The sequence below is a fragment of the Cupriavidus sp. 10L45 genome, from assembly GCF_056395225.1.
Genome location: NZ_JBFTJC010000005.1, coordinates 217,723 through 235,955 on the forward strand (window position 1 = coordinate 217,723; position 18,233 = coordinate 235,955).

17 protein-coding genes are annotated in these 18,233 nt (G+C 66.8%); 13 read left to right on the plus strand and 4 right to left on the minus strand.

From position 1 onward, the window contains the following. The first annotated feature begins 127 nt into the window (after positions 1–127). The 12 genes from edd (at position 128) to ftsB (ending at position 13,326) form a co-directional block, all read left to right on the plus strand. Positions 128–2,014, plus strand: coding sequence for a phosphogluconate dehydratase (gene edd / locus AC1DFU_RS11080; protein ID WP_441592062.1), 1,887 nt, complete (start codon positions 128–130; stop codon positions 2,012–2,014). A 188-nt stretch (positions 2,015–2,202) separates the two neighbouring features. Further along, entirely contained in the window at positions 2,203–2,721 is a 519-nt protein-coding gene (locus AC1DFU_RS11085; protein WP_092292614.1) for a gluconokinase, read from the plus strand. Positions 2,722–2,964: 243 nt separating this feature from the next. Continuing rightward, a complete protein-coding gene (locus AC1DFU_RS11090) occupies positions 2,965–4,440 on the plus strand; it encodes a circularly permuted type 2 ATP-grasp protein (RefSeq protein ID WP_441592063.1) in 1,476 nt (491 codons plus the stop codon). Positions 4,441–4,475: 35 nt separating this feature from the next. Beyond that, positions 4,476–5,549: an alpha-E domain-containing protein gene (locus AC1DFU_RS11095; RefSeq protein WP_092292619.1), complete on the plus strand. Its 1,074-nt coding sequence runs from the start codon at positions 4,476–4,478 to the stop codon at positions 5,547–5,549. A gap of 80 nt (positions 5,550–5,629) precedes the next feature. Then, positions 5,630–6,496: a transglutaminase family protein gene (locus AC1DFU_RS11100; RefSeq protein WP_441592066.1), complete on the plus strand. Its 867-nt coding sequence runs from the start codon at positions 5,630–5,632 to the stop codon at positions 6,494–6,496. A 152-nt stretch (positions 6,497–6,648) separates the two neighbouring features. Next, positions 6,649–7,452: a proteasome-type protease gene (locus tag AC1DFU_RS11105; protein ID WP_177219875.1), complete on the plus strand. Its 804-nt coding sequence runs from the start codon at positions 6,649–6,651 to the stop codon at positions 7,450–7,452. A gap of 39 nt (positions 7,453–7,491) precedes the next feature. Next, positions 7,492–8,310: an alpha/beta fold hydrolase gene (locus AC1DFU_RS11110; protein WP_441592068.1), complete on the plus strand. Its 819-nt coding sequence runs from the start codon at positions 7,492–7,494 to the stop codon at positions 8,308–8,310. 175 nt (positions 8,311–8,485) lie between these two features. Then, complete coding sequence (locus AC1DFU_RS11115) at positions 8,486–10,144, plus strand: CTP synthase (RefSeq protein ID WP_092292627.1); 1,659 nt, start codon at positions 8,486–8,488, stop codon at positions 10,142–10,144. A gap of 23 nt (positions 10,145–10,167) precedes the next feature. After that, positions 10,168–11,037, plus strand: coding sequence for a 3-deoxy-8-phosphooctulonate synthase (kdsA, locus tag AC1DFU_RS11120; protein ID WP_477159778.1), 870 nt, complete (start codon positions 10,168–10,170; stop codon positions 11,035–11,037). A 125-nt stretch (positions 11,038–11,162) separates the two neighbouring features. Next, positions 11,163–11,453, plus strand: coding sequence for a DUF1330 domain-containing protein (locus tag AC1DFU_RS11125; RefSeq protein WP_441592070.1), 291 nt, complete (start codon positions 11,163–11,165; stop codon positions 11,451–11,453). Positions 11,454–11,529: 76 nt separating this feature from the next. Further along, positions 11,530–12,819 carry a phosphopyruvate hydratase gene (gene eno, locus AC1DFU_RS11130; protein ID WP_092292633.1) on the plus strand — a complete coding sequence of 430 codons (1,290 nt, stop codon included), beginning with the start codon at positions 11,530–11,532 and terminating at the stop codon, positions 12,817–12,819. A gap of 165 nt (positions 12,820–12,984) precedes the next feature. Next, positions 12,985–13,326: a cell division protein FtsB gene (ftsB, locus tag AC1DFU_RS11135; RefSeq protein WP_092292635.1), complete on the plus strand. Its 342-nt coding sequence runs from the start codon at positions 12,985–12,987 to the stop codon at positions 13,324–13,326. A gap of 24 nt (positions 13,327–13,350) precedes the next feature. Here the strand turns inward: ftsB and AC1DFU_RS11140 are convergent, their stop codons facing one another. From AC1DFU_RS11140 to AC1DFU_RS11150, 3 genes are all read right to left on the minus strand, one after another. Then, positions 13,351–13,692 (minus strand): hypothetical protein, encoded by a 342-nt coding sequence (locus tag AC1DFU_RS11140; protein ID WP_369823395.1) that lies wholly within the window; start codon positions 13,690–13,692, stop codon positions 13,351–13,353. Between the two features lie 103 nt (positions 13,693–13,795). Then, on the minus strand, positions 13,796–14,803 hold the full coding sequence (hslO, locus tag AC1DFU_RS11145; protein WP_441592073.1) for an Hsp33 family molecular chaperone HslO: 1,008 nt from the start codon (positions 14,801–14,803) through the stop codon (positions 13,796–13,798). A 60-nt stretch (positions 14,804–14,863) separates the two neighbouring features. Next, the gene (locus tag AC1DFU_RS11150) at positions 14,864–15,388 is read right to left on the minus strand and encodes a gamma carbonic anhydrase family protein (RefSeq protein WP_092292639.1); all 525 of its coding nucleotides are present in this window, start codon (positions 15,386–15,388) and stop codon (positions 14,864–14,866) included. A 169-nt stretch (positions 15,389–15,557) separates the two neighbouring features. On the opposite strand from AC1DFU_RS11150, the gene AC1DFU_RS11155 reads away from it, so the two are divergent. Then, positions 15,558–16,424 (plus strand): ferritin-like domain-containing protein, encoded by an 867-nt coding sequence (locus tag AC1DFU_RS11155; RefSeq protein ID WP_441592075.1) that lies wholly within the window; start codon positions 15,558–15,560, stop codon positions 16,422–16,424. Here the strand turns inward: AC1DFU_RS11155 and AC1DFU_RS11160 are convergent. Continuing rightward, positions 16,413–18,164: an acetate--CoA ligase gene (locus tag AC1DFU_RS11160; RefSeq protein WP_441592077.1), complete on the minus strand. Its 1,752-nt coding sequence runs from the start codon at positions 18,162–18,164 to the stop codon at positions 16,413–16,415. The genes AC1DFU_RS11155 and AC1DFU_RS11160 overlap by 12 nt on opposite strands. Positions 18,165–18,233: the final 69 nt, after the last annotated feature.

Consider the following 18,233-nt stretch of genomic DNA (forward strand, 5'->3'; position numbering starts at 1 on the left):
TCGACAGCATCATATTTTCGCGAGAAAGCGGCTTCCGGCAGGCGGGAGGCCAAGGCTATAATGTAGAAAATCTACATATCGACGGGCGGTTCTTTGCCCGGCGCTCCCCACGAGGAACATTGTCGCCATGACCCAATCCGTTCACGCCGAGGTGTCGGCCGTTACGCAACGCGTTGTCGAGCGCAGCCGCGCGAGCCGCGCCGCCTATCTGGCGCGCTGCGAGCGGGCACAGCGGGAACTCGGCCCGCTGCGCGGCATGTCGTGCGCGAATCTGGCGCACGGTTACGCCGCGCTGCCGGCCGACGACAAGCTCAAGCTTCGCGTCGAGCACGCCCCGAACCTCGGCATCGTCACCGCGTACAACGACATGCTGTCGGCCCACCAGCCGTACGAGCGGTATCCGAACGTGATTCGCGAGGCGGCGCGAGCGGTGGGTGGCGTGGCCCAGGTGGCGGGCGGCGTGCCGGCGATGTGCGATGGCATCACGCAAGGCAACGCTGGCATGGAGCTGTCGCTGTTCTCGCGCGACGCCATTGCCATGGGTACGGCGGTCGCGCTCTCGCACAACACCTTCGATGCCGCGCTGATGCTCGGCGTGTGCGACAAGATCGTGCCGGGCCTGCTGATGGGGGCGCTCCAGTTCGGCCACCTGCCCATCGTCTTCGTGCCCGCTGGGCCGATGGCGACCGGTCTCTCGAACAAGGAAAAGGCGCGCGTGCGCCAGCTCTACGCCACGGGTCAGGTTGGTCGCGATGTCTTGCTGGAGGCCGAATGCGCCGCCTACCACGGCGCCGGCACCTGCACCTTCTACGGCACGGCCAACAGCAACCAGTTCCTGATGGAAATCATGGGCTTGCACATGCCGGGCTCGGCCTTCGTGCACCCGGACAGCGGACTGCGCGATGCGCTGACGGCGGCCGCGGCACAGCGCGCGCTGGCGCTGATCGCGCGCGGCAACGCGTACACGCCGCTCGCCCAGATCGTGGACGAGCGGGCCATCGTCAACGCCATGGTCGGCCTGCTGGCCACGGGCGGTTCCACGAACCATACGATCCACCTTGTCGCCATGGCGCGTGCCGCCGGCATCGTCATCGACTGGAATGACTTCGACCGCCTGTCGGCGGTCACGCCGCTGCTGGCGCGCGTCTATCCGAACGGCTCGGCCGATGTGAACCACTTCCACGCCGCCGGCGGCGTGGCCTATGTGATTGGCCAACTGCTCGAAGCCGGGTTGCTGCACGAGGACGTCCAGACCGTGATGGGGCAAGGGCTGGCGCGCTACACCGAGGAGCCGGTGATGACCGACGGCGCGCTGCGCTGGCGCGACGGTCCGACCACGAGTGGCGATGCCGCCGTGCTGGCACCGGCGTCGGCGCCGTTCTCGAAGGAGGGCGGGCTGCGCCTGATGGCCGGCAACCTCGGCCGGGGCGTGATCAAGGTGTCGGCCGTGGCCGACGAGCACCGTATCGTGGAGGCCCCGGCCCGCGTGTTCGACTCCCAGGAGGCGCTGCAAGTCGCCTTCGAGGCCGACGAACTGAATCGCGACGTGGTGGCGGTGGTCCGCTTCCAGGGGCCGAACGCCAACGGCATGCCCGAGTTGCACCGCCTCACGCCGGCACTCGGCGCACTGCAGGATGCCGGCCACAAGGTGGCGCTGGTGACCGATGGCCGCATGTCGGGCGCGTCCGGCAAGGTACCGGCGGTGATCCATGTGGGTCCGGAGGCGCTTGTAGGCGGCCCGTTGGCGCGGCTGCGCGATGGCGACCGGATTCGTGTGGATGCCGTAGCCGGCACATTGACCATGGTCGGCGATGCCGCCGCGCACGCCGAATTCGCCGCGCGCATCCCGGCGACCGCGCCGGACGACGATTTTGCGCGCTTCAGCATGGGGCGCGGCCTGTTCGGACTGTTCCGGCGCCATGCCCGGATCGCCGAAGAAGGCGGTAGCGCCCTGGACTTGTCCGAGGCCGACGCCGCGCCCGCTGTCCAAACGGCCGGCGTGGTCGCACAATAGGCGGGCGCCCAACTTGCCCTGCACGCACTTAGTCGTCGTTTAGTCATCGTTTAGTCGTTTTACGATTTTCAGCAATCGCCGCGGCCAGGTATCTCCATGCCGCGGTGCACCTTCGCGCCACGTCTTTCGCGCCCGAAGGCTACCGACAAGGATGGCCCGACCATCCGACCATGATCGACGGAGCAGACATGATCTATATCCTGATGGGCGTTTCCGGCAGCGGGAAAACCACGGTCGGCCAGTTGCTGGCCAGCCAGCTGCATTGCGGCTTCCACGATGCCGACGCCTTCCACAGCGAGGCCAACAAGGCCAAGATGCACAACGGCATTCCGCTGACCGATGAGGACCGCTGGCCCTGGCTGGCCGCGATGCGCGCCGCCATCGACACCGCCCGGGCCGAGGGCCGCACCCACGTTTTCACCTGCTCGGCGCTGCGCCAGACCTACCGCGACCGCCTGACCCCGCCCGACGGCGGTGTGACCTTCGTCTTCATGAAGGGCGACGCCGGCACCATCGGCAGCCGGCTGTCGGCGCGCACGGACCATTTCTTCAACCCGGCGCTGCTGCAAAGCCAGTTCGACACCCTCGAGGAGCCACGCGACGCGCTGGTGCTGGACATCCGCCGCACGCCCGAGGCGCTGGTCCAGGACATCCTGGACAAGTGCCCGCCCGAGTCGGCCGCCTGCTCCGGCAAGCCCGCCGCCTGATCTGAACTGACCTGAAGCCGCCAGCCAGCCCTTGGCGCCGTGCCTTCGGCGGCGCCTGGCTGGCAAGCATCTTGCTAAACCGATTCGCGTGCCGGCGCGCGTGACCCTTGCGGGTTTTGCCGGTGCGGATATGCTGAAAGAGCCAACTCGACAAGGCATCGACAAACGGGCGACCGGGGAGACGGCACGGCACGGTCAGTACGAGGCCGGCGCGGGCGCCCATTTCACGAAGGAGCGGCCATCATGGCGGCGCGGTTTTTCGACGAGATGCTGGAAGGGCGGGAGGACGGAGCAGTGGCGGCCATCGAGGCCGGACAGACGCTGCCGTCAGGGGCGGTCAGGGCCCACTACCGCAATTTTGCGGACTGGATCGGGCGGCAGTCCGGTTCGACGATGGACAACAAACGCGCCGAGGCGGACCTTATCTTCCGGCGCGTGGGCATTACCTTTGCCGTCTACGGCGACAAGGACGAGTCGAACAGCGGCACCGAGCGCACGATTCCGTTCGATGTGATTCCGCGCATATTCCCGGTCAGCGAGTGGGCCACGCTCGAGCGCGGCCTGCGGCAGCGCGTGGCGGCGCTGAACCGGTTCATCCACGATATCTACCACGGCCAGGACATCATCCGCGCCGGCGTGATTCCGCCCGACCAGATCTACAACAACGCCCAATACCGGCCGGAGATGCTCGGCGTGGATGTGCCGCGCGACATTTATGCCCATGTGGCCGGCATCGACGTGGTGCGGGCCGGCGAGGGCGAGTTCTACGTGCTCGAGGACAACCTCCGGGTGCCGTCCGGCGTTTCGTACATGCTGGAAAACCGCAAGATGATGATGCGGTTGTTCCCGGAGCTGTTCGCGCGCAACCGGGTGGCGCCGGTGGCGCACTATCCCGACCTGCTGCTGGACATGCTGCGCAGTGTCTCGCCCCAGAACATCGCCGATCCCACCGTGGTCGTGCTCACGCCGGGCATGTACAACTCGGCGTACTTCGAGCATGCATTCCTGGCTCAACAGATGGGCGTGGAACTGGTGGAGGGCAGCGACCTGTTCGTCGAGGACGAGCACCTATATATGCGGACCACGCAGGGGCCGCAGCGCATCGACGTGATCTACCGGCGCGTGGATGACGACTTCCTTGATCCCCTCGCATTTCGTCCAGATTCGGCGCTCGGTGCGGCCGGGCTGCTGTCGGTCTACCGGGCCGGCAATGTGACGATCAGCAACGCCATCGGCACGGGCGTGGCCGACGACAAGTCGATTTACCCCTACGTGCCGGACATGATCCGCTTCTATCTGGGCGAGGAGGCCATCCTCAACAACGTGCCGACCTATATGTGCCGGCGCCCGGACGATCTCCAGTTCGTGCTCGACCATATGGCCGACCTCGTGGTCAAGGAAACCCACGGCGCGGGCGGCTACGGCATGCTGGTCGGACCGGCGGCCACGCGCGCCGAGATCGACCAGTTCCGCGAGGTGGTGAAATCGCGCCCCGAGCAGTACATCGCCCAGCCGACGCTGGCGCTGTCCACCTGCCCGACCTATGTGGAGTCGGGCATCGCGCCGCGCCATATCGACCTGCGGCCGTTCGTGCTGTCGGGCAAGGAGGTGCGCATGGTGCCGGGCGGGCTGACCCGCGTGGCGCTGCGCGAAGGGTCATTGGTGGTCAACTCCTCTCAGGGGGGCGGCACCAAGGACACCTGGGTGCTGGAGCGCTGAGCCATGGAACACGCCGATCGCCGGGAGAACCCATCATGTTGAGCCGCACCGCCGACCATCTGTTCTGGATGTCCCGCTATACCGAGCGCGCCGAGAACACCGCGCGCATGCTCGATGTCAATTACCAGACCTCGCTGCTGCCGCAGTCCGCCGAAGTGGCCGAGCAGGGCTGGTGGGCGATGCTCGATATTTCCGAGCTGACCCACGCCTTCGACCACAAGTACGGGCTGCTGCACCGCGACGACGTGATCGACTTCATGGTTCGCGACATGACCAATCCGTCGTCGATCATGAGCTGCCTGCGCGCGGCGCGCGAGAACGCCCGCGCGGTGCGCGGCTCGCTGACCACCGAGGTCTGGGAGACGCTGAACACCACCTGGCTGGATGTGCAGCGCATCATTGCCGAGGGTGAGCTGCGCGACGACCCGTCCCGCTTCTTCGAATGGGTCAAGTTCCGCTCGCATCTGGCGCGTGGCGTGCAGTTCGGCACCATGCTCAAGGACGACGCCTTCCACTTCATGCGGCTCGGCACCTTCCTGGAGCGGGCGGACAACACCGCGCGGATCCTCGATGTCAAGTTCCAGGCCTCCGGCCGGCGCGACGAGGACGATCTCGCTTTCCAGGGCGGCCAATCGCAGAGCCAGAGCCAGGGCGGGGGATTCCGGAGTCAGTCCCAATCCCAGTCCCAGGACGGTAGCGGGCAGTCCCAGAGCCAGTTGCAGAACGATGACCTGAACCGCGAGCAGAACGACTTCTATCACTGGGCAGCCGTGCTGCGCTCGGTGTCCGGCTTCGAGGTGTATCGCAAGATCTATCGCGCCGTGATCACGCCGCAACGCGTGGCGGAGCTGTTGATCCTGCGGCCGGACATGCCGCGCTCGCTGGTGTCGAGCATGGACGAGGTGGTCGCCATTCTCGCGCTGGTGGCCAACCAGCAGTCGTCGGAGACGGAGCGCCAGGCTGGTAAACTCCACGCCGACCTGAAATACGCGCGCATCGACGACATCTTCGCCGTTGGCCTGCACGCCTACCTGACCAGCTTCCTGGAGCGCATTGGCGATCTCGGCAACGGCATCAGCCGGGACTTCCTCGTCCCGCTGGCTGCCTGACGAGGTGCCGGGCACGCCACACCGTTGCCGATCGGGCGGGTGGCGGGCCGGGCACCGGTCGCCGCGGCGCGTGCCCTATCGTGAAATACAAGATCCACCACAAGACGGTCTACCGTTACACCGAGCCAGTGCGCCGCAGCGTGCACGAACTGCGGCTCGCGCCGCGTTCGGGGCCGCTTCAGTCCGTGCAGGGCTGGACGCTGTCCGCCCCGGGCAACCTGTCCGAGGCCCGCGACGGCTTTGGCAACATCGTCCATAACTTCACGCTGTCCGGCCCCGCCCAGACGATTTCGATCACGGCGACTGGCGAAGTGGAAGTGATGATTGCGCCGCCAAAAGAAGCGGGGGCGCCCGGCCACCATGGCTTCCACGACCAGCCGGACGCCGGCGAGTCGCGCGTGTCGCCCCTGTACTTTGCCGCCGCCACGCCGCTCACGCAGGCCCCGGCCGCGCTGCGCGCGTTCGCCGCGCCGTTCCTGGCCGCCGGCCACGACGTGCCGGCGTTGCTGGCGCTGGCCGATGGCATCGCGGACCGCGTGCGCTACAGTGCCAACACCACCCACGTCGGTACCAGCGCCGCCGATGCCTTCGCGCTCGGCAGCGGCGTCTGCCAGGACCAGGCGCAGGTGATGGTGGCCGCGTGCCGCGCCTTCGGCATTCCGGCGCGCTATGTCAGTGGTTACTTCTATGACCCGGCCGCCACGTCGATGGCCAGCCACGCCTGGGCCGATGTCTGCCTGGACGCCGCCAGCGCGCTCTGGTGCAGCATCGACGTGACGCACCGTTGCCTGACCGATGGCCGTCACGTACGCCTTGCCGTGGGGCGTGACTACGCCTCGGCCGCACCAATTCGGGGCATTCTGGAGGGCGGGACGGGCGAGACGATGGAAGTCGAGATCGCCATCACCCCGATTCCGCCGATGCCAGCGGTACCGGTCGCTGACTGACCCCACCCCGGGCAGCAATCCTTTCCATCAGACGGCCGTTCGAAGCGACCGATGCCGCCGAGGCGGCTCGCGCCGCGCTAGGGCGCTAGAATGCAAGCTTGCCCCTGAGCGCGCCGCCGAGCCGGCGCGCGGCCAAAACCAACAAGATTCCCATGACGTACTGTGTAGCCATGCGGCTGGATGCCGGCCTGGTATTCCTGTCAGATTCCCGCACCAACGCCGGCGTGGACGCCATTTCCACGGCCCGCAAGATGACCGTGTTCGAAGAGCCGGGCGACCGCGTGATGGTGATGATGACCGCCGGCAACCTCGCGATCAGTCAGTCGGTGCGCCAATGCCTGGCAGAGGGCCGCGACGAGAAGCGCTCGCTGTGGACCGCGCGGGACATGTTCGAGGCCGCTACCATCGTCGGCGACGCCGTGCGCGCCGTGCACAAGCGCGATGCCCATGCGCTGCGCGATGCCGGCATCGAATTCAACGTGAGTCTGGTCTTCGGCGGTCAGATTCGCGGCGAGCGGCCGCGCCTGTTCAATATCTATGCGGCCGGCAACTTCGTCGAATCGACACCGGAAAACTGCTATTTCCAGATTGGCGAGGCCAAGTACGGCAAGCCGATCATCGACCGCGTGGTGTCGCCGTCGCTGCCGCTGGGCGAGGCCGCCAAGTGCGCGCTGATCTCGATGGACTCGACGCTGAAATCGAATATCTCCGTGGGCCTGCCGCTGGACCTGCTGGTCTATGAGGCCGACGCGCTGCGCGTGACTCGCTTCGTCAGTATCGACGAACGCAACGCCTACTTCCGCATGATTCGCGACACGTGGGGCCACCGCCTGCGCCAGGTGTTCGGCGAGATCTGCAACCCCGAGTGGGATGCGGCGGAGCCGGCGGAATTCCCGCTCGCGCGCGATGACGCCGACCGCTGGGGCCAGCCGGTCCGGGCCCGCCGCGAACACTGATCGCCGCTTCCCCGGCATTCCACCCTCCCAAGACGCCGCATGCGCGACATCCTGCTGTTTTCGCACGCCAACGGCTTCCCGGTGCGCACGTATCGGAAGCTGTTCGGTGCACTGGAAGACGATTTCGATATCCGCGCCGTGGAGCGCTACGGCCATGACCCGAAGTACCCGGTCACGCGCGAGTGGCCGCATCTCGTGGAGGAATTGCTAGACGAGCTGGACCGCGCCACGCGTGATGGCACCGAGCGCCCGGTGTGGCTGGTCGGCCATTCGCTGGGCGGCTTCTTGTCCCTGATGGCCGCGCTGCGCCGGCCCGCGCGGGTGCGCGGGGTGGTCATGCTCGACTCGCCGGTGATTGCCGGCTGGCGCGCCGGGCTGCTGCGTTTCTCGCAAATATTCGGCCTCGACGAAAAGCCTGGTCCGGCGGCCGTGACGAAGAACCGCCGCACCCATTGGCCAGACGCCGAGGCAGTGCGTCATCACTTCCTCTCCAAGAAGAATTTCGCGATATGGGACCCCGAGGTCCTGAGCGACTACGCCGAGCATGGCACCGAGCCGACCGGCCACGCTGGCGAGCGGCGGCTGCGCTTCGACCGCGAGGTGGAATACAAGATCTACCGGACCCTGCCGACCAGCCTGGGGCGCAAGGTGTCGCAGGGCGCGCCGGTGCCGGTGGGCTTCGTCGCCGGCACGCGCTCGCGCGAGGTGCGTCAGTGCGGCCTGGGCGCCACGCGCCGGCTGGTGGGCGAGCACCTGCGCTTCATCGAGGGCGGCCATCTTTATCCGATGGAAAAGCCGCTCGAAACCGCCGCGCTGGTGCGTGACCTGATCGGCAAGATCCGGCAGGAATCGCGGTAGACGCCGGTTAGCAGGCGGGCAGGGCGGCGCCCGTGCGGCGCATTGGGCGCAAGGAGGTGCAATGCGGCGCAACCGGGTAGCACCCCGCGGGGTTTCACCCCGGCTGTCACAATTTCCGGGGCCGCGCGGGACGGCCGCTCATGTATAATCCCGATTTCCCCGGCAAGCTCGGTTTATGACCAAATTCGTCTTCGTCACCGGTGGCGTCGTCTCTTCTCTCGGCAAGGGCATCGCTGCTGCTTCGCTCGCGGCCATTCTCGAGTCGCGCGGCCTCAAAGTCACCCTCCTCAAGCTCGATCCCTACATCAACGTCGATCCCGGCACGATGAGCCCCTTCCAGCACGGCGAGGTGTTCGTGACCGAAGATGGCGCGGAAACCGACCTCGACCTGGGCCACTATGAGCGCTTCGTTTCCGCCAAGATGCGGAAATCGAACAACTTCACGACTGGTCAGATCTACGAATCGGTGATCCGCAAGGAACGCCGGGGCGAGTATCTCGGCAAGACCGTGCAGGTCATCCCCCATATCACCAACGAAATCCAGGCATTCGTGGAGCGCGGCGCGGCCGCCTCGCACGAGGGCAAGGCTGACGTGGCGCTGGTGGAAATCGGCGGCACGGTGGGGGATATCGAATCCCTGCCGTTCCTCGAGGCCGCACGCCAGATGAGCCTGCGCATGGGCCGCAACCACTGCGCCTTCGTGCACCTGACGCTGGTGCCGTTCATCGCCAGCGCTGGCGAGCTGAAGACCAAGCCGACCCAGCACTCGGTGCAAAAGCTGCGCGAAATCGGCATTTCGCCGACGGCGCTGCTGTGCCGCGCCGACCGCCCGATTCCGGACGACGAGCGCGCCAAGATCTCGCTGTTCGCCAACATTCCGCAGGAAGCCGTGATCTCGGTCTGGGATGCCGACAGCATCTACAAGATCCCGCAGATGCTCAACGAGCAGGGCCTGGACCGCCTGATCTGCGAGGAACTGCGCCTGGATCCGAAGCCGGCCGACCTGTCGATGTGGCAGAAGCTGGTCAACGCGCAAGAAAACCCCGAGCACGAAATCACGATCGGCATGGTCGGCAAGTACGTCGACCTGACCGAGTCGTACAAGTCGCTGATCGAGGCACTGCGCCACGCCGGCATGCATACCGCCACGCGTGTGAACATCGAGTACATCGATTCCGAGGAACTGGAATCCGGCCATCTGGAAGTGCTCCAGCCGCTGGACGCCATCCTGGTGCCGGGCGGCTTCGGCAAGCGCGGCACGGAAGGCAAGATCCGCGCGATCCAGTACGCCCGCGAGAACAAGGTGCCGTACCTGGGCATCTGCCTGGGCATGCAGCTGGCCGTGATCGAGTTTGCCCGCCACGTGGCGAACATGCCCGATGCCAACTCGACCGAGTTCAACCTCGAGACCGAGCATCCGGTGGTCGCGCTGATCACCGAATGGCTGGACCGCGAAGGCAAGGTCGAGCAGCGCTCGGCCGATTCCGACCTCGGCGGCACGATGCGCCTGGGCGCCCAGCGCGTACCGGTGAAGCCCGGCACCAAGGCCGCCCAGATCTATGGCGAAGAAGTGAACGAGCGCCATCGCCATCGTTACGAAGTCAACAATCACTACGTGCCGCAGCTTGAGGGCGCGGGCATGGTCATTTCGGCCCGTACCCCGACGGAAAACCTGCCGGAGATGATGGAGCTGCCCGAGAGCCTCCACCCGTGGTTCGTCGGCGTGCAGTTCCACCCGGAATTCACGTCCACGCCGCGTGACGGCCATCCGCTGTTCAAGGCCTACGTGGAAGGCGCGCTGGCCAGCCAGCAGCGCAAGGGCAAGTCCGCCTGAGCGCGCCTAGAGAAGGAGCAGCCATGAAACTGTGTGGATTCGATGTCGGCCTCGACCAGCCGTTCTTCCTGATTTCCGGGCCGTGCGTGATCGAGTCCGAGCAGATGGCGCTGGACACGGCCGGCCAGCTCAAGGAAATCACGTCGGCGCTGGGCATTCCGTTCATCTACAAGTCGTCGTTCGACAAGGCCAACCGGTCGTCGGGCAAGTCGTTCCGCGGTCTCGGCATGGAAAAGGGTCTGGAGATCCTGGCCACCGTGAAGCGCGAGATCGGCGTGCCGGTGCTCACGGACATCCACGAGATCGACGAGATCAAGCCCGTCGCTGCCGTGGTGGACGTGCTCCAGACGCCGGCCTTCCTGTGCCGCCAGACTGATTTCATCCATGCCTGCGCGCAGAGCGGCAAGCCGGTGAACATCAAGAAGGGCCAGTTCCTGGCGCCGCACGACATGAAAAATGTGATCGATAAGGCGCGTGAAGCGGCTCGCGAGGCCGGTCTGCCCGACGACGTGTTCATGGCCTGCGAGCGTGGTGTCTCCTTCGGCTACAACAATCTGGTCTCGGACATGCGCTCGCTGGCGATCATGCGCGAGACCGCCGCCCCGGTGGTGTTCGACGCCACGCACTCGGTGCAGTTGCCGGGCGGGCAGGGCACGAGTTCGGGCGGCCAGCGCGAGTTCGTGCCGGTGCTGTCGCGTGCCGCCGTGGCGACCGGCGTGGCCGGCCTGTTCATGGAAACGCACCCGGACCCGAGCAAGGCGATGTCGGACGGCCCTAACGCCGTGCCGCTGTCGCGGATGAAGGAATTGCTGTCGGTCCTCAAGGATCTCGATGCGCTGACCAAGCGCGCCGGCTTCCTCGAAGACAACTTCAGCTGGCCGGCCTGCGCCTGAGCCAGTGTTGGCAATGACCGCCCGCGCCTGTCGCGGGCGGAATCGTTTCCGGCCCGCATGGTCCATCCTGCACCGACCGTGACGCGCCGTATCGAAAGACAATACAAAAGATTCGGAGATCGCCCATGGCCGCCGGCTTTATCATCGCGTACGTCGACGTGACAGACCCCCAGCAATACGAGCAGTACAAGGTGCTTTCCACGCGCGCCATGCAGGCGCACGGCGCCGAGGTGCTCGTGCGCGGTGGCAAGACCGAGCCGCTCGAGGGGGAATGGGCGCCCACGCGCGTCGTGCTGCTGAAATTCCCGAGCTATGAGGCCGCCAAGACCTTCTACGCGAGCGAGGAGTACCTGGCCGCGCGGGAGTCGCGCGCGCGCGCGGCGAAGATGAACATGATCGTTGTCGAGGGCGCCTGACCATCGTCGGCATGATTTGTCACGGTTGGCGGGCATTCTTGCGCAGTCACCAGATTCAACAGTCCAGAGAGGAAATATGAGTGCAATCGTAGATATCATCGGTCGCGAAGTTCTCGACTCGCGTGGCAACCCCACGGTCGAGTGCGACGTGCTGCTGGAATCCGGCGTGATGGGCCGTGCGGCCGTGCCGTCGGGCGCGTCCACGGGTTCGCGGGAGGCCATCGAGCTGCGTGACGGCGACAAGTCGCGCTACCTGGGCAAGGGCGTGCTGAAGGCCGTCGAGCACATCAACACCGAGATCTCCGAAGCCATCATGGGCCTGGACGCCTCCGAGCAGGCGTTCCTGGACCGCACGCTGATCGAGCTGGACGGCACCGAGAACAAGGGCCGCCTGGGCGCCAACGCCATGCTGGCCGTGTCGATGGCCGTGGCCAAGGCCGCTGCCGAGGAAGCCGGCCTGCCGCTGTACCGCTACTTCGGCGGTTCGGGCGCGATGCAGATGCCGGTGCCGATGATGAACATCGTCAACGGTGGCGCGCACGCCAACAACAGCCTGGATATCCAGGAATTCATGATCATGCCGGTCTCGCAGACCAGCTTCCGTGAAGCCCTGCGCTGCGGCGCCGAAGTCTTCCACGCGCTCAAGAAGATCCTGGCCGACAAGGGCATGTCCACGGCCGTGGGCGACGAAGGCGGCTTCGCGCCGAATTTCTCGTCGAACGAGGAATGCCTGAACACGGTGGTGCAGGCCATCGAGAAGGCTGGCTACAAGGCCGGCGAAGACGTGCTGCTGGCGCTGGACTGCGCCGCCACCGAGTTCTACCACGAGGCCGAGGACGTCTACCAGCTGGAAGGCGAAGGCCTGAAGCTGTCGTCGACGCAATTCGCCGACTACCTGGCCAACCTGTGCGACAAGTTCCCGATCGTCTCGATCGAGGACGGCATGGCCGAGGGCGACTGGGAAGGCTGGAAGACGCTGACCGAGAAGCTGGGCGAGCGCATCCAGCTGGTGGGTGACGACCTGTTCGTGACCAACACGAAGATCCTGAAGGAAGGCATCGACAAGGGCATCGGCAACTCGATCCTGATCAAGATCAACCAGATCGGCACGCTGACCGAGACCTTCGCCGCCATCGAGATGGCGAAGCGCGCCGGTTACACGGCCGTGATCTCGCACCGCTCGGGCGAGACCGAGGACAGCACGATTGCCGACATCGCCGTGGGCACCAACGCTGGCCAGATCAAGACCGGCTCGCTGTCGCGTTCGGACCGTATCTCGAAGTACAACCAACTGCTGCGCATCGAGGAAGACCTCGGTGACATCGCTACGTACCCGGGCAAGAGCGCGTTCTACAACCTGCGCTAAGTCCCGAATCTCCCCCTCCCGCCCCGGGAGCGGGGAGATCTCCCCCGCCGCGACACGTTCGTGTTGCAGAGTGTTGCGTTTTTTCAGGCCGATAATTTTGCATTCTTCGGCCGCATAAGGGATCATTGTGGCGGTCGTCAATCTGACGATATCCAATTTGCCCCAATGCGTCTGATTTCCCTGCTGCTGTTCGTGCTGCTGCTCGCCATCCAGTATCCGCTCTGGCTGGGGAAGGGCGGCTGGCTGCGCGTATGGGACCTGAACCGCCAGGTGCAGGAACAGACCACCCACAATCAGGCGCTCAAGCTTCGCAATGCCAAGCTGGAAGGGGAAGTCAGCGACCTCCAGGACGGCACCGGTGCGATCGAGGAACGTGCCCGCTACGAGCTGGGCATGGTGAAGGAGAGCGAGGTGTTCGTGCAGTTCGTGGCCCCGGCCCCGAAGGTCAGCGCCACGCCGCCGCTACCGCCGCCGCCGAATTCCGTTGCCGGCAAGGGCGGTCACTGAGTCGGCTTCGACGCGTTTATCGGCCTACCACCCATACGGGTAGCCACCCCAGCCGCCACCCCAGTATCCCGGGCTGCTCACGCCCACGCCGCCGCCCCAGCGGCCGCCACCCCACCCACCGTAGTACAGACTCCAGTTCGTGTTCGGATAGGCGTACGCCCATGCCTCGGCCTGCTGCTGCCGGGCGATGGCCGCTTCCTGGTCGCGCAGGATCTGCTGGTTCAGTTGCGTCAGCGACTGGCTTTCCTCGGGCGTGATCGGTGCTGGCGGCACGCCGTTGGGCATCAGCCGGGCCGTGGCCGGCGAGCCGTTGATATCGCGCGGCACGGGAGACGCGCAGCCGGCCAGCAGCGCCATGGCCAGCATCGCCACAGCGCCCGCCGGCCCGAGGCGGGAACAGGAGGAGCGGGGGCGATGGTCGGCTTGCATGGCGGTTGTCCTCAAATCATGGATTCCGGGCGGGGGCGGCTCAGTGTTGCTGGTGCGCGCCGTCGCCGGCACCGGTGGCCACGGGCGCGGTGAACAGTTGGGCGCTGTCCACGGGGTCGAACTCATAGCGCTGGCCGCAGAAGTCGCAGTGGATCTCCACGTGGCCGCGCTCGGCGATGATGCTCTCCACCTCGGCCTGGCCCAGCGACTGGAGCATGCCCGCCACCTTGGCGCGCGAACACGAGCACTGGAAATGCGGCGTCATCGGCTCGAAGACGCGCAGCCCGGTGGCCTGCAGGTCTTCCCAGAACAGGCGGCGCAGCAGCGTGTCCGGCGACTCCACCAGCAACTCCTCGTCCTTGAGCGTGGCGCCGAGCTGGCAGGCGCGGTCCCAGGTGTCGAGGTCCTGCGCGCGGCCAGCCTCGTCAAGTGCCGCGCCGGTCTCGCCCACTTCCATCGTGCCGCCGTACGACGGCAACTTCTGCAGTAGCATGCCGGCCGCCACCTGGTCGTTCGAGGCGAGCCACAGGCGCGTGTCGAGCTGCTCGGACGCCTGCATGTAATGCTCCAGCACCGCGCCGATCGACGACAGCGGGCCGTGCTCGTCCGACAGCGGGACGATGCCCTGATAGGCCTGCTGGCCCGGCAGCTTGTCCTGCGGGTCGAGCGTGATCGCAAAGCGGCCCTGGCCGTGCACGTTCACCATCTGCCTGAGCGTGGCGTCGTCGGCGATCTCGACGTCTTCGGCGATCTTGGCCGTGGCGCGCATCGAGAGGTCCGACAGGCATTCCACCACCAGCATCCGCACCGGGCCGTCGCCATGCAGCTGCATGACGAGTGCCCCGTTGAACTTGAGATTGGCTGACAGCAGCGCCGCCGCCGCCATCATCTCGCCCAGCAGGCGCCGCACCGGCGCCGGATAGGCATGGCGGTTGAGCACCTCTTGCCAGGTGGCCTCCATGCGGACCAGTTCGCCGCGCACCGGGGCGGCGTCGAACAGGAATTTCTGAAGGGTGTCGGGATTCGAGGTTGCGGTCACGTTCGTCATCTATCTAGCGGTAAGGCGCGGGTTGCGGGCGCGCGGGCGGGGCCGCGCGCTGGTATGTCATCAGTCGATGCGCTTCAGGTCGGTCTTGTACATCGCCTGGCGCTTCGCGTAGGTCTCGGCGTTGCGGTAGAGGTTGGCCACGTCGGCATCGGTCAGCTCGCGCACGACCTTGGCCGGCGCGCCCAGGATCAGCGAGCGGTCCGGGAACACCTTGCCCTCGGTCACCACGGCGCCGGCGCCAACCAGGCATTCCTTGCCGATCACGGCGCGGTTCAGTACCACGGCCTGGATGCCGATCAGCGACCCTTCGCCCACGGTGCAGCCGTGCAGCATGGCCTGATGGCCGACGGACACCTTGTCGCCCAGCGTCAGCGGCGCGCCCGGATCGGTATGGAGCACGGAGCCTTCCTGGATGTTGGTGTCTTCGCCCACCACGATCGGTTCGTTGTCGCCACGGATCACCACGCCGGGCCAGGCGCTTGCGCGCGCCTTGAGCGTCACGTTGCCGATGATGGTGGCTTCGACGGCCACGTAGGCATCGCTGTGGATGGTCGGGGCGAGGTCGCCGATCTGGTAAAGCGCCATGGGGTCTCCTGGGTCCTGCCTGAGGCAGTGGGGCTGATGATGCGATCTGAGGTAATTGGGGATGGCCGCCGCGATTAAAAGAGCACTGAAGGGCGCGCGCACCCCGGCGAACCGGCGTGGTGACACGCTGCGACGCTCTACAATGGCGACTCCCCGGAATTTTACGCCTATGCCAGTCACCGCACCCGCCGCCGGACTCGATTTGCCGCATGCCCGCCTGCTACGCCACCGCGCGCTGGAAGTGCTATGCATGACCGATGCCAGGGCGAAGGCCGATGCGGCGCGGGCGCTGTTCGAGGCCGTGGTGGCCGCAGAAACGGCCGGGCAGGGCATCGGCGATACGGATACGGCACTCGCTCCCGCTGCCGGCCTGGCCTTGCCGGGCCGGCCCGCGCGCCCGGAACTGGTGCCGCCCCAGAAGGTGGAGCGCCGCCGCTCCCTGCGCACCCCGGCGGGGCGGGCGGCGATGATTCATGCCCTGTGCCATATCGAATTCAACGCGATCAACCTCGCGCTGGATGCCGCGTGGCGTTTTGCCGGCATGCCGCCGCGTTTCTATCGCGACTGGCTCCAGGTGGCGAGCGAGGAGGCCCTGCATTTCACGCTGCTGGCCGACCATCTGAGCACGCTGGGCGCCGAATATGGCGACTTCCCGGCGCATAACAGCTTGTGGGAGATGTGCGACAAGACCGCCGACGACGTGCTGGCGCGCATGGCGCTGGTGCCGCGCACGCTCGAGGCACGCGGGCTGGACGCCTCGCCGCCGGTGCGGGCGAAGCTGGCCGAGGCCGGCGACGAGGCCGCCGCCGCCATCATCGACATCATTCTGCGCGATGAAGTGGGGCACGTGGCCATCGGCAACCACTGGTATCGGTGGCTGTGCGCGCAGCGCGGGCTGGACCCCGTGCCGACCTACGCGGTGCTGTCCGAGCAGTACCGCGCGCCCCGGCTGCGCGGCCCGTTCAACCTCGAAGCCCGCCGCGCGGCGGGCTTCGACGAGGACGAACTGGCCTGGCTGGAAGCCTCAGCCGGCTGAGGTGGGCGCCGGCGCCCCCCCGGCTGCTTTCGCTTTCTCCTGCTCCTGCAGTCGCAACACCCGCCGCTGGATCTTGCCGGTGGTCGTCATCGGCAGTTGATCGATGAATTCAATCGCCTTGGGATACTCATAGGGGGCTAGCTGTCCCCGAACATGCTGCTGCAATTCGGCGATCAGCGCGGCGTCGTTGTCGAACGAGCGCGCCACGGCCGGGGTCAGTACGATGAACGCCTTGACGATGGCCCCGCGCTCGGGGTCCGGCGACGGCACAACCGCACAGTTCGACACCGCCGGGTGCTTGAGCAGGCAGTTTTCGATCTCGCTCGGCCCGATCCGATAGCCCGACGACTTGAACACGTCGTCCGCCCGGCCCTGATACCAGAGATAACCGTCCGCATCCATGCGGGCAAGGTCGCCTGTGCGGCACCAGCGCAGGCCGTCCAGCTCGGTGTACTTGCCCGCCGTGGCGGCCTCGTTCTTCCAGTAACCGAGGAAGAAGACCGGGTCCGGATGCCCGTGGATGTCGGTAGCGCAGACCGCCACCTCGCCGTCCTCGTCCGGCGCGCAGGGGCGGCCCTCGTCGTCGATCACGGCCACGCGGTGGCCCGGGTAGGGGCGGCCCATCGAGCCCGGCCGCGCCGGCCAGCCGAGGCGGTCGTCGTCATACTGCGCGGTGCAGTTGCCGACGATGTAGTTGATCTCGGTCTGGCCGAACATCTCGTTGACGATGACCCCGAGGGCGTCGCGGCACCACGAGAACACGGTCTCGCCCACGGCCTCGCCGGCACTCATGACCGCGCGCAGCTTCAGCCGGTAGCGCGTGGACGGGTCCGGGCACGCCTTCATCATCTGCTTGAGCGCAGTGGGGAACAGGAAGGTGTTGGTCACGCCATAGCGTTCGAGCAATTCGAAGGCACGTTCGGCGGAGAACCGGCCCTGATAGCCGACGATGGGCTTGCCGAAGTACAGCGCCGGCATCAGCGCATCCCACAGGCCGCCGGTCCAGGCCCAGTCGGCCGGGCTCCAGAACACGTCGTCGTCCTGCGGATACCAGTTCTGCGAGCAGACGAAGCCGGTTAGGTTGCCGATCAGCGCCCGGTGTGGCAGCAGCGCGCCTTTGGGCGGCCCGGTGGTGCCGCTGGTGTAGATCAGCACGGCGGCTTCGTCGGCCTTGGTCTGCTCGGCCGTGAAGGTAGGCAGTTGGGCGGCCAGCAGGGCGTCCCAGTCCAGGTCGCCCCGGCCCGTGGCGGCGCCGGCGCCAATCACGGTGCGCAGGGTGGGGCAGTCCGGGCGGGCGGCGAGCAGGTTGTCGATGGCGGTCTCGTCGGCAATCGCCACGCGGGTTTCGCTGTGGTCGATGCGGTACGAGAGGGCCTCCGGGCCGAACAGCATCGACAGCGGCATGGCCACGGCACCCAGCTGGTAGACCGCCATGCCGGCGATCACGGTCTCGATGCGCTGGGGCATGACGATGGCCACGCGGTCGCCCCGGCCCACGCCCAGCGCGCGCAGCGCGCGGGAGAGCCGGTTGGCCTCGGCCTGGATATGGGCGTAGGTGTAGGCGTCGCGTCGCCCATCCTCGTGCTCGGTGTAGACCGCCACGCGGTCCATGGTGGCCGGGTCTCGGGCCCAGCGGCCGCAGCAGACATCGGCCAGGTTGAAGTGCTCGGGCACGTTCCAGCGGAACGCGTCATGAAGCGCGCGATAGTCATCGCGGCGCGTAGCCGGCAAGGCGGTCATCCGGTTGTCTCCGATGTTTTTGCGGCGTCAGGCCGGGCGGATCGCTATAATCGGCCAGGCGAACGATCG

Excerpts from the sequence above, each read along its gene's own strand:
- edd (WP_441592062.1), top strand. The coding sequence starts at position 128 with ATGACCCAATCCGTTCACGCCGAGGTGTCGGCCGTTACGCAACGCGTT.
- AC1DFU_RS11085 (WP_092292614.1), top strand. The coding sequence starts at position 2,203 with ATGATCTATATCCTGATGGGCGTTTCCGGCAGCGGGAAAACCACGGTC.
- AC1DFU_RS11090 (WP_441592063.1), top strand. The coding sequence starts at position 2,965 with ATGGCGGCGCGGTTTTTCGACGAGATGCTGGAAGGGCGGGAGGACGGA.
- AC1DFU_RS11095 (WP_092292619.1), top strand. The coding sequence starts at position 4,476 with ATGTTGAGCCGCACCGCCGACCATCTGTTCTGGATGTCCCGCTATACC.
- AC1DFU_RS11105 (WP_177219875.1), top strand. The coding sequence starts at position 6,649 with ATGACGTACTGTGTAGCCATGCGGCTGGATGCCGGCCTGGTATTCCTG.
- AC1DFU_RS11110 (WP_441592068.1), top strand. The coding sequence starts at position 7,492 with ATGCGCGACATCCTGCTGTTTTCGCACGCCAACGGCTTCCCGGTGCGC.
- AC1DFU_RS11115 (WP_092292627.1), top strand. The coding sequence starts at position 8,486 with ATGACCAAATTCGTCTTCGTCACCGGTGGCGTCGTCTCTTCTCTCGGC.
- kdsA (WP_477159778.1), top strand. The coding sequence starts at position 10,168 with ATGAAACTGTGTGGATTCGATGTCGGCCTCGACCAGCCGTTCTTCCTG.
- AC1DFU_RS11125 (WP_441592070.1), top strand. The coding sequence starts at position 11,163 with ATGGCCGCCGGCTTTATCATCGCGTACGTCGACGTGACAGACCCCCAG.
- eno (WP_092292633.1), top strand. The coding sequence starts at position 11,530 with ATGAGTGCAATCGTAGATATCATCGGTCGCGAAGTTCTCGACTCGCGT.
- ftsB (WP_092292635.1), top strand. The coding sequence starts at position 12,985 with ATGCGTCTGATTTCCCTGCTGCTGTTCGTGCTGCTGCTCGCCATCCAG.
- AC1DFU_RS11140 (WP_369823395.1), bottom strand. The coding sequence starts at position 13,692 with ATGCTGGCCATGGCGCTGCTGGCCGGCTGCGCGTCTCCCGTGCCGCGC.
- hslO (WP_441592073.1), bottom strand. The coding sequence starts at position 14,803 with ATGACGAACGTGACCGCAACCTCGAATCCCGACACCCTTCAGAAATTC.
- AC1DFU_RS11150 (WP_092292639.1), bottom strand. The coding sequence starts at position 15,388 with ATGGCGCTTTACCAGATCGGCGACCTCGCCCCGACCATCCACAGCGAT.
- AC1DFU_RS11155 (WP_441592075.1), top strand. The coding sequence starts at position 15,558 with ATGCCAGTCACCGCACCCGCCGCCGGACTCGATTTGCCGCATGCCCGC.
- AC1DFU_RS11160 (WP_441592077.1), bottom strand. The coding sequence starts at position 18,164 with ATGACCGCCTTGCCGGCTACGCGCCGCGATGACTATCGCGCGCTTCAT.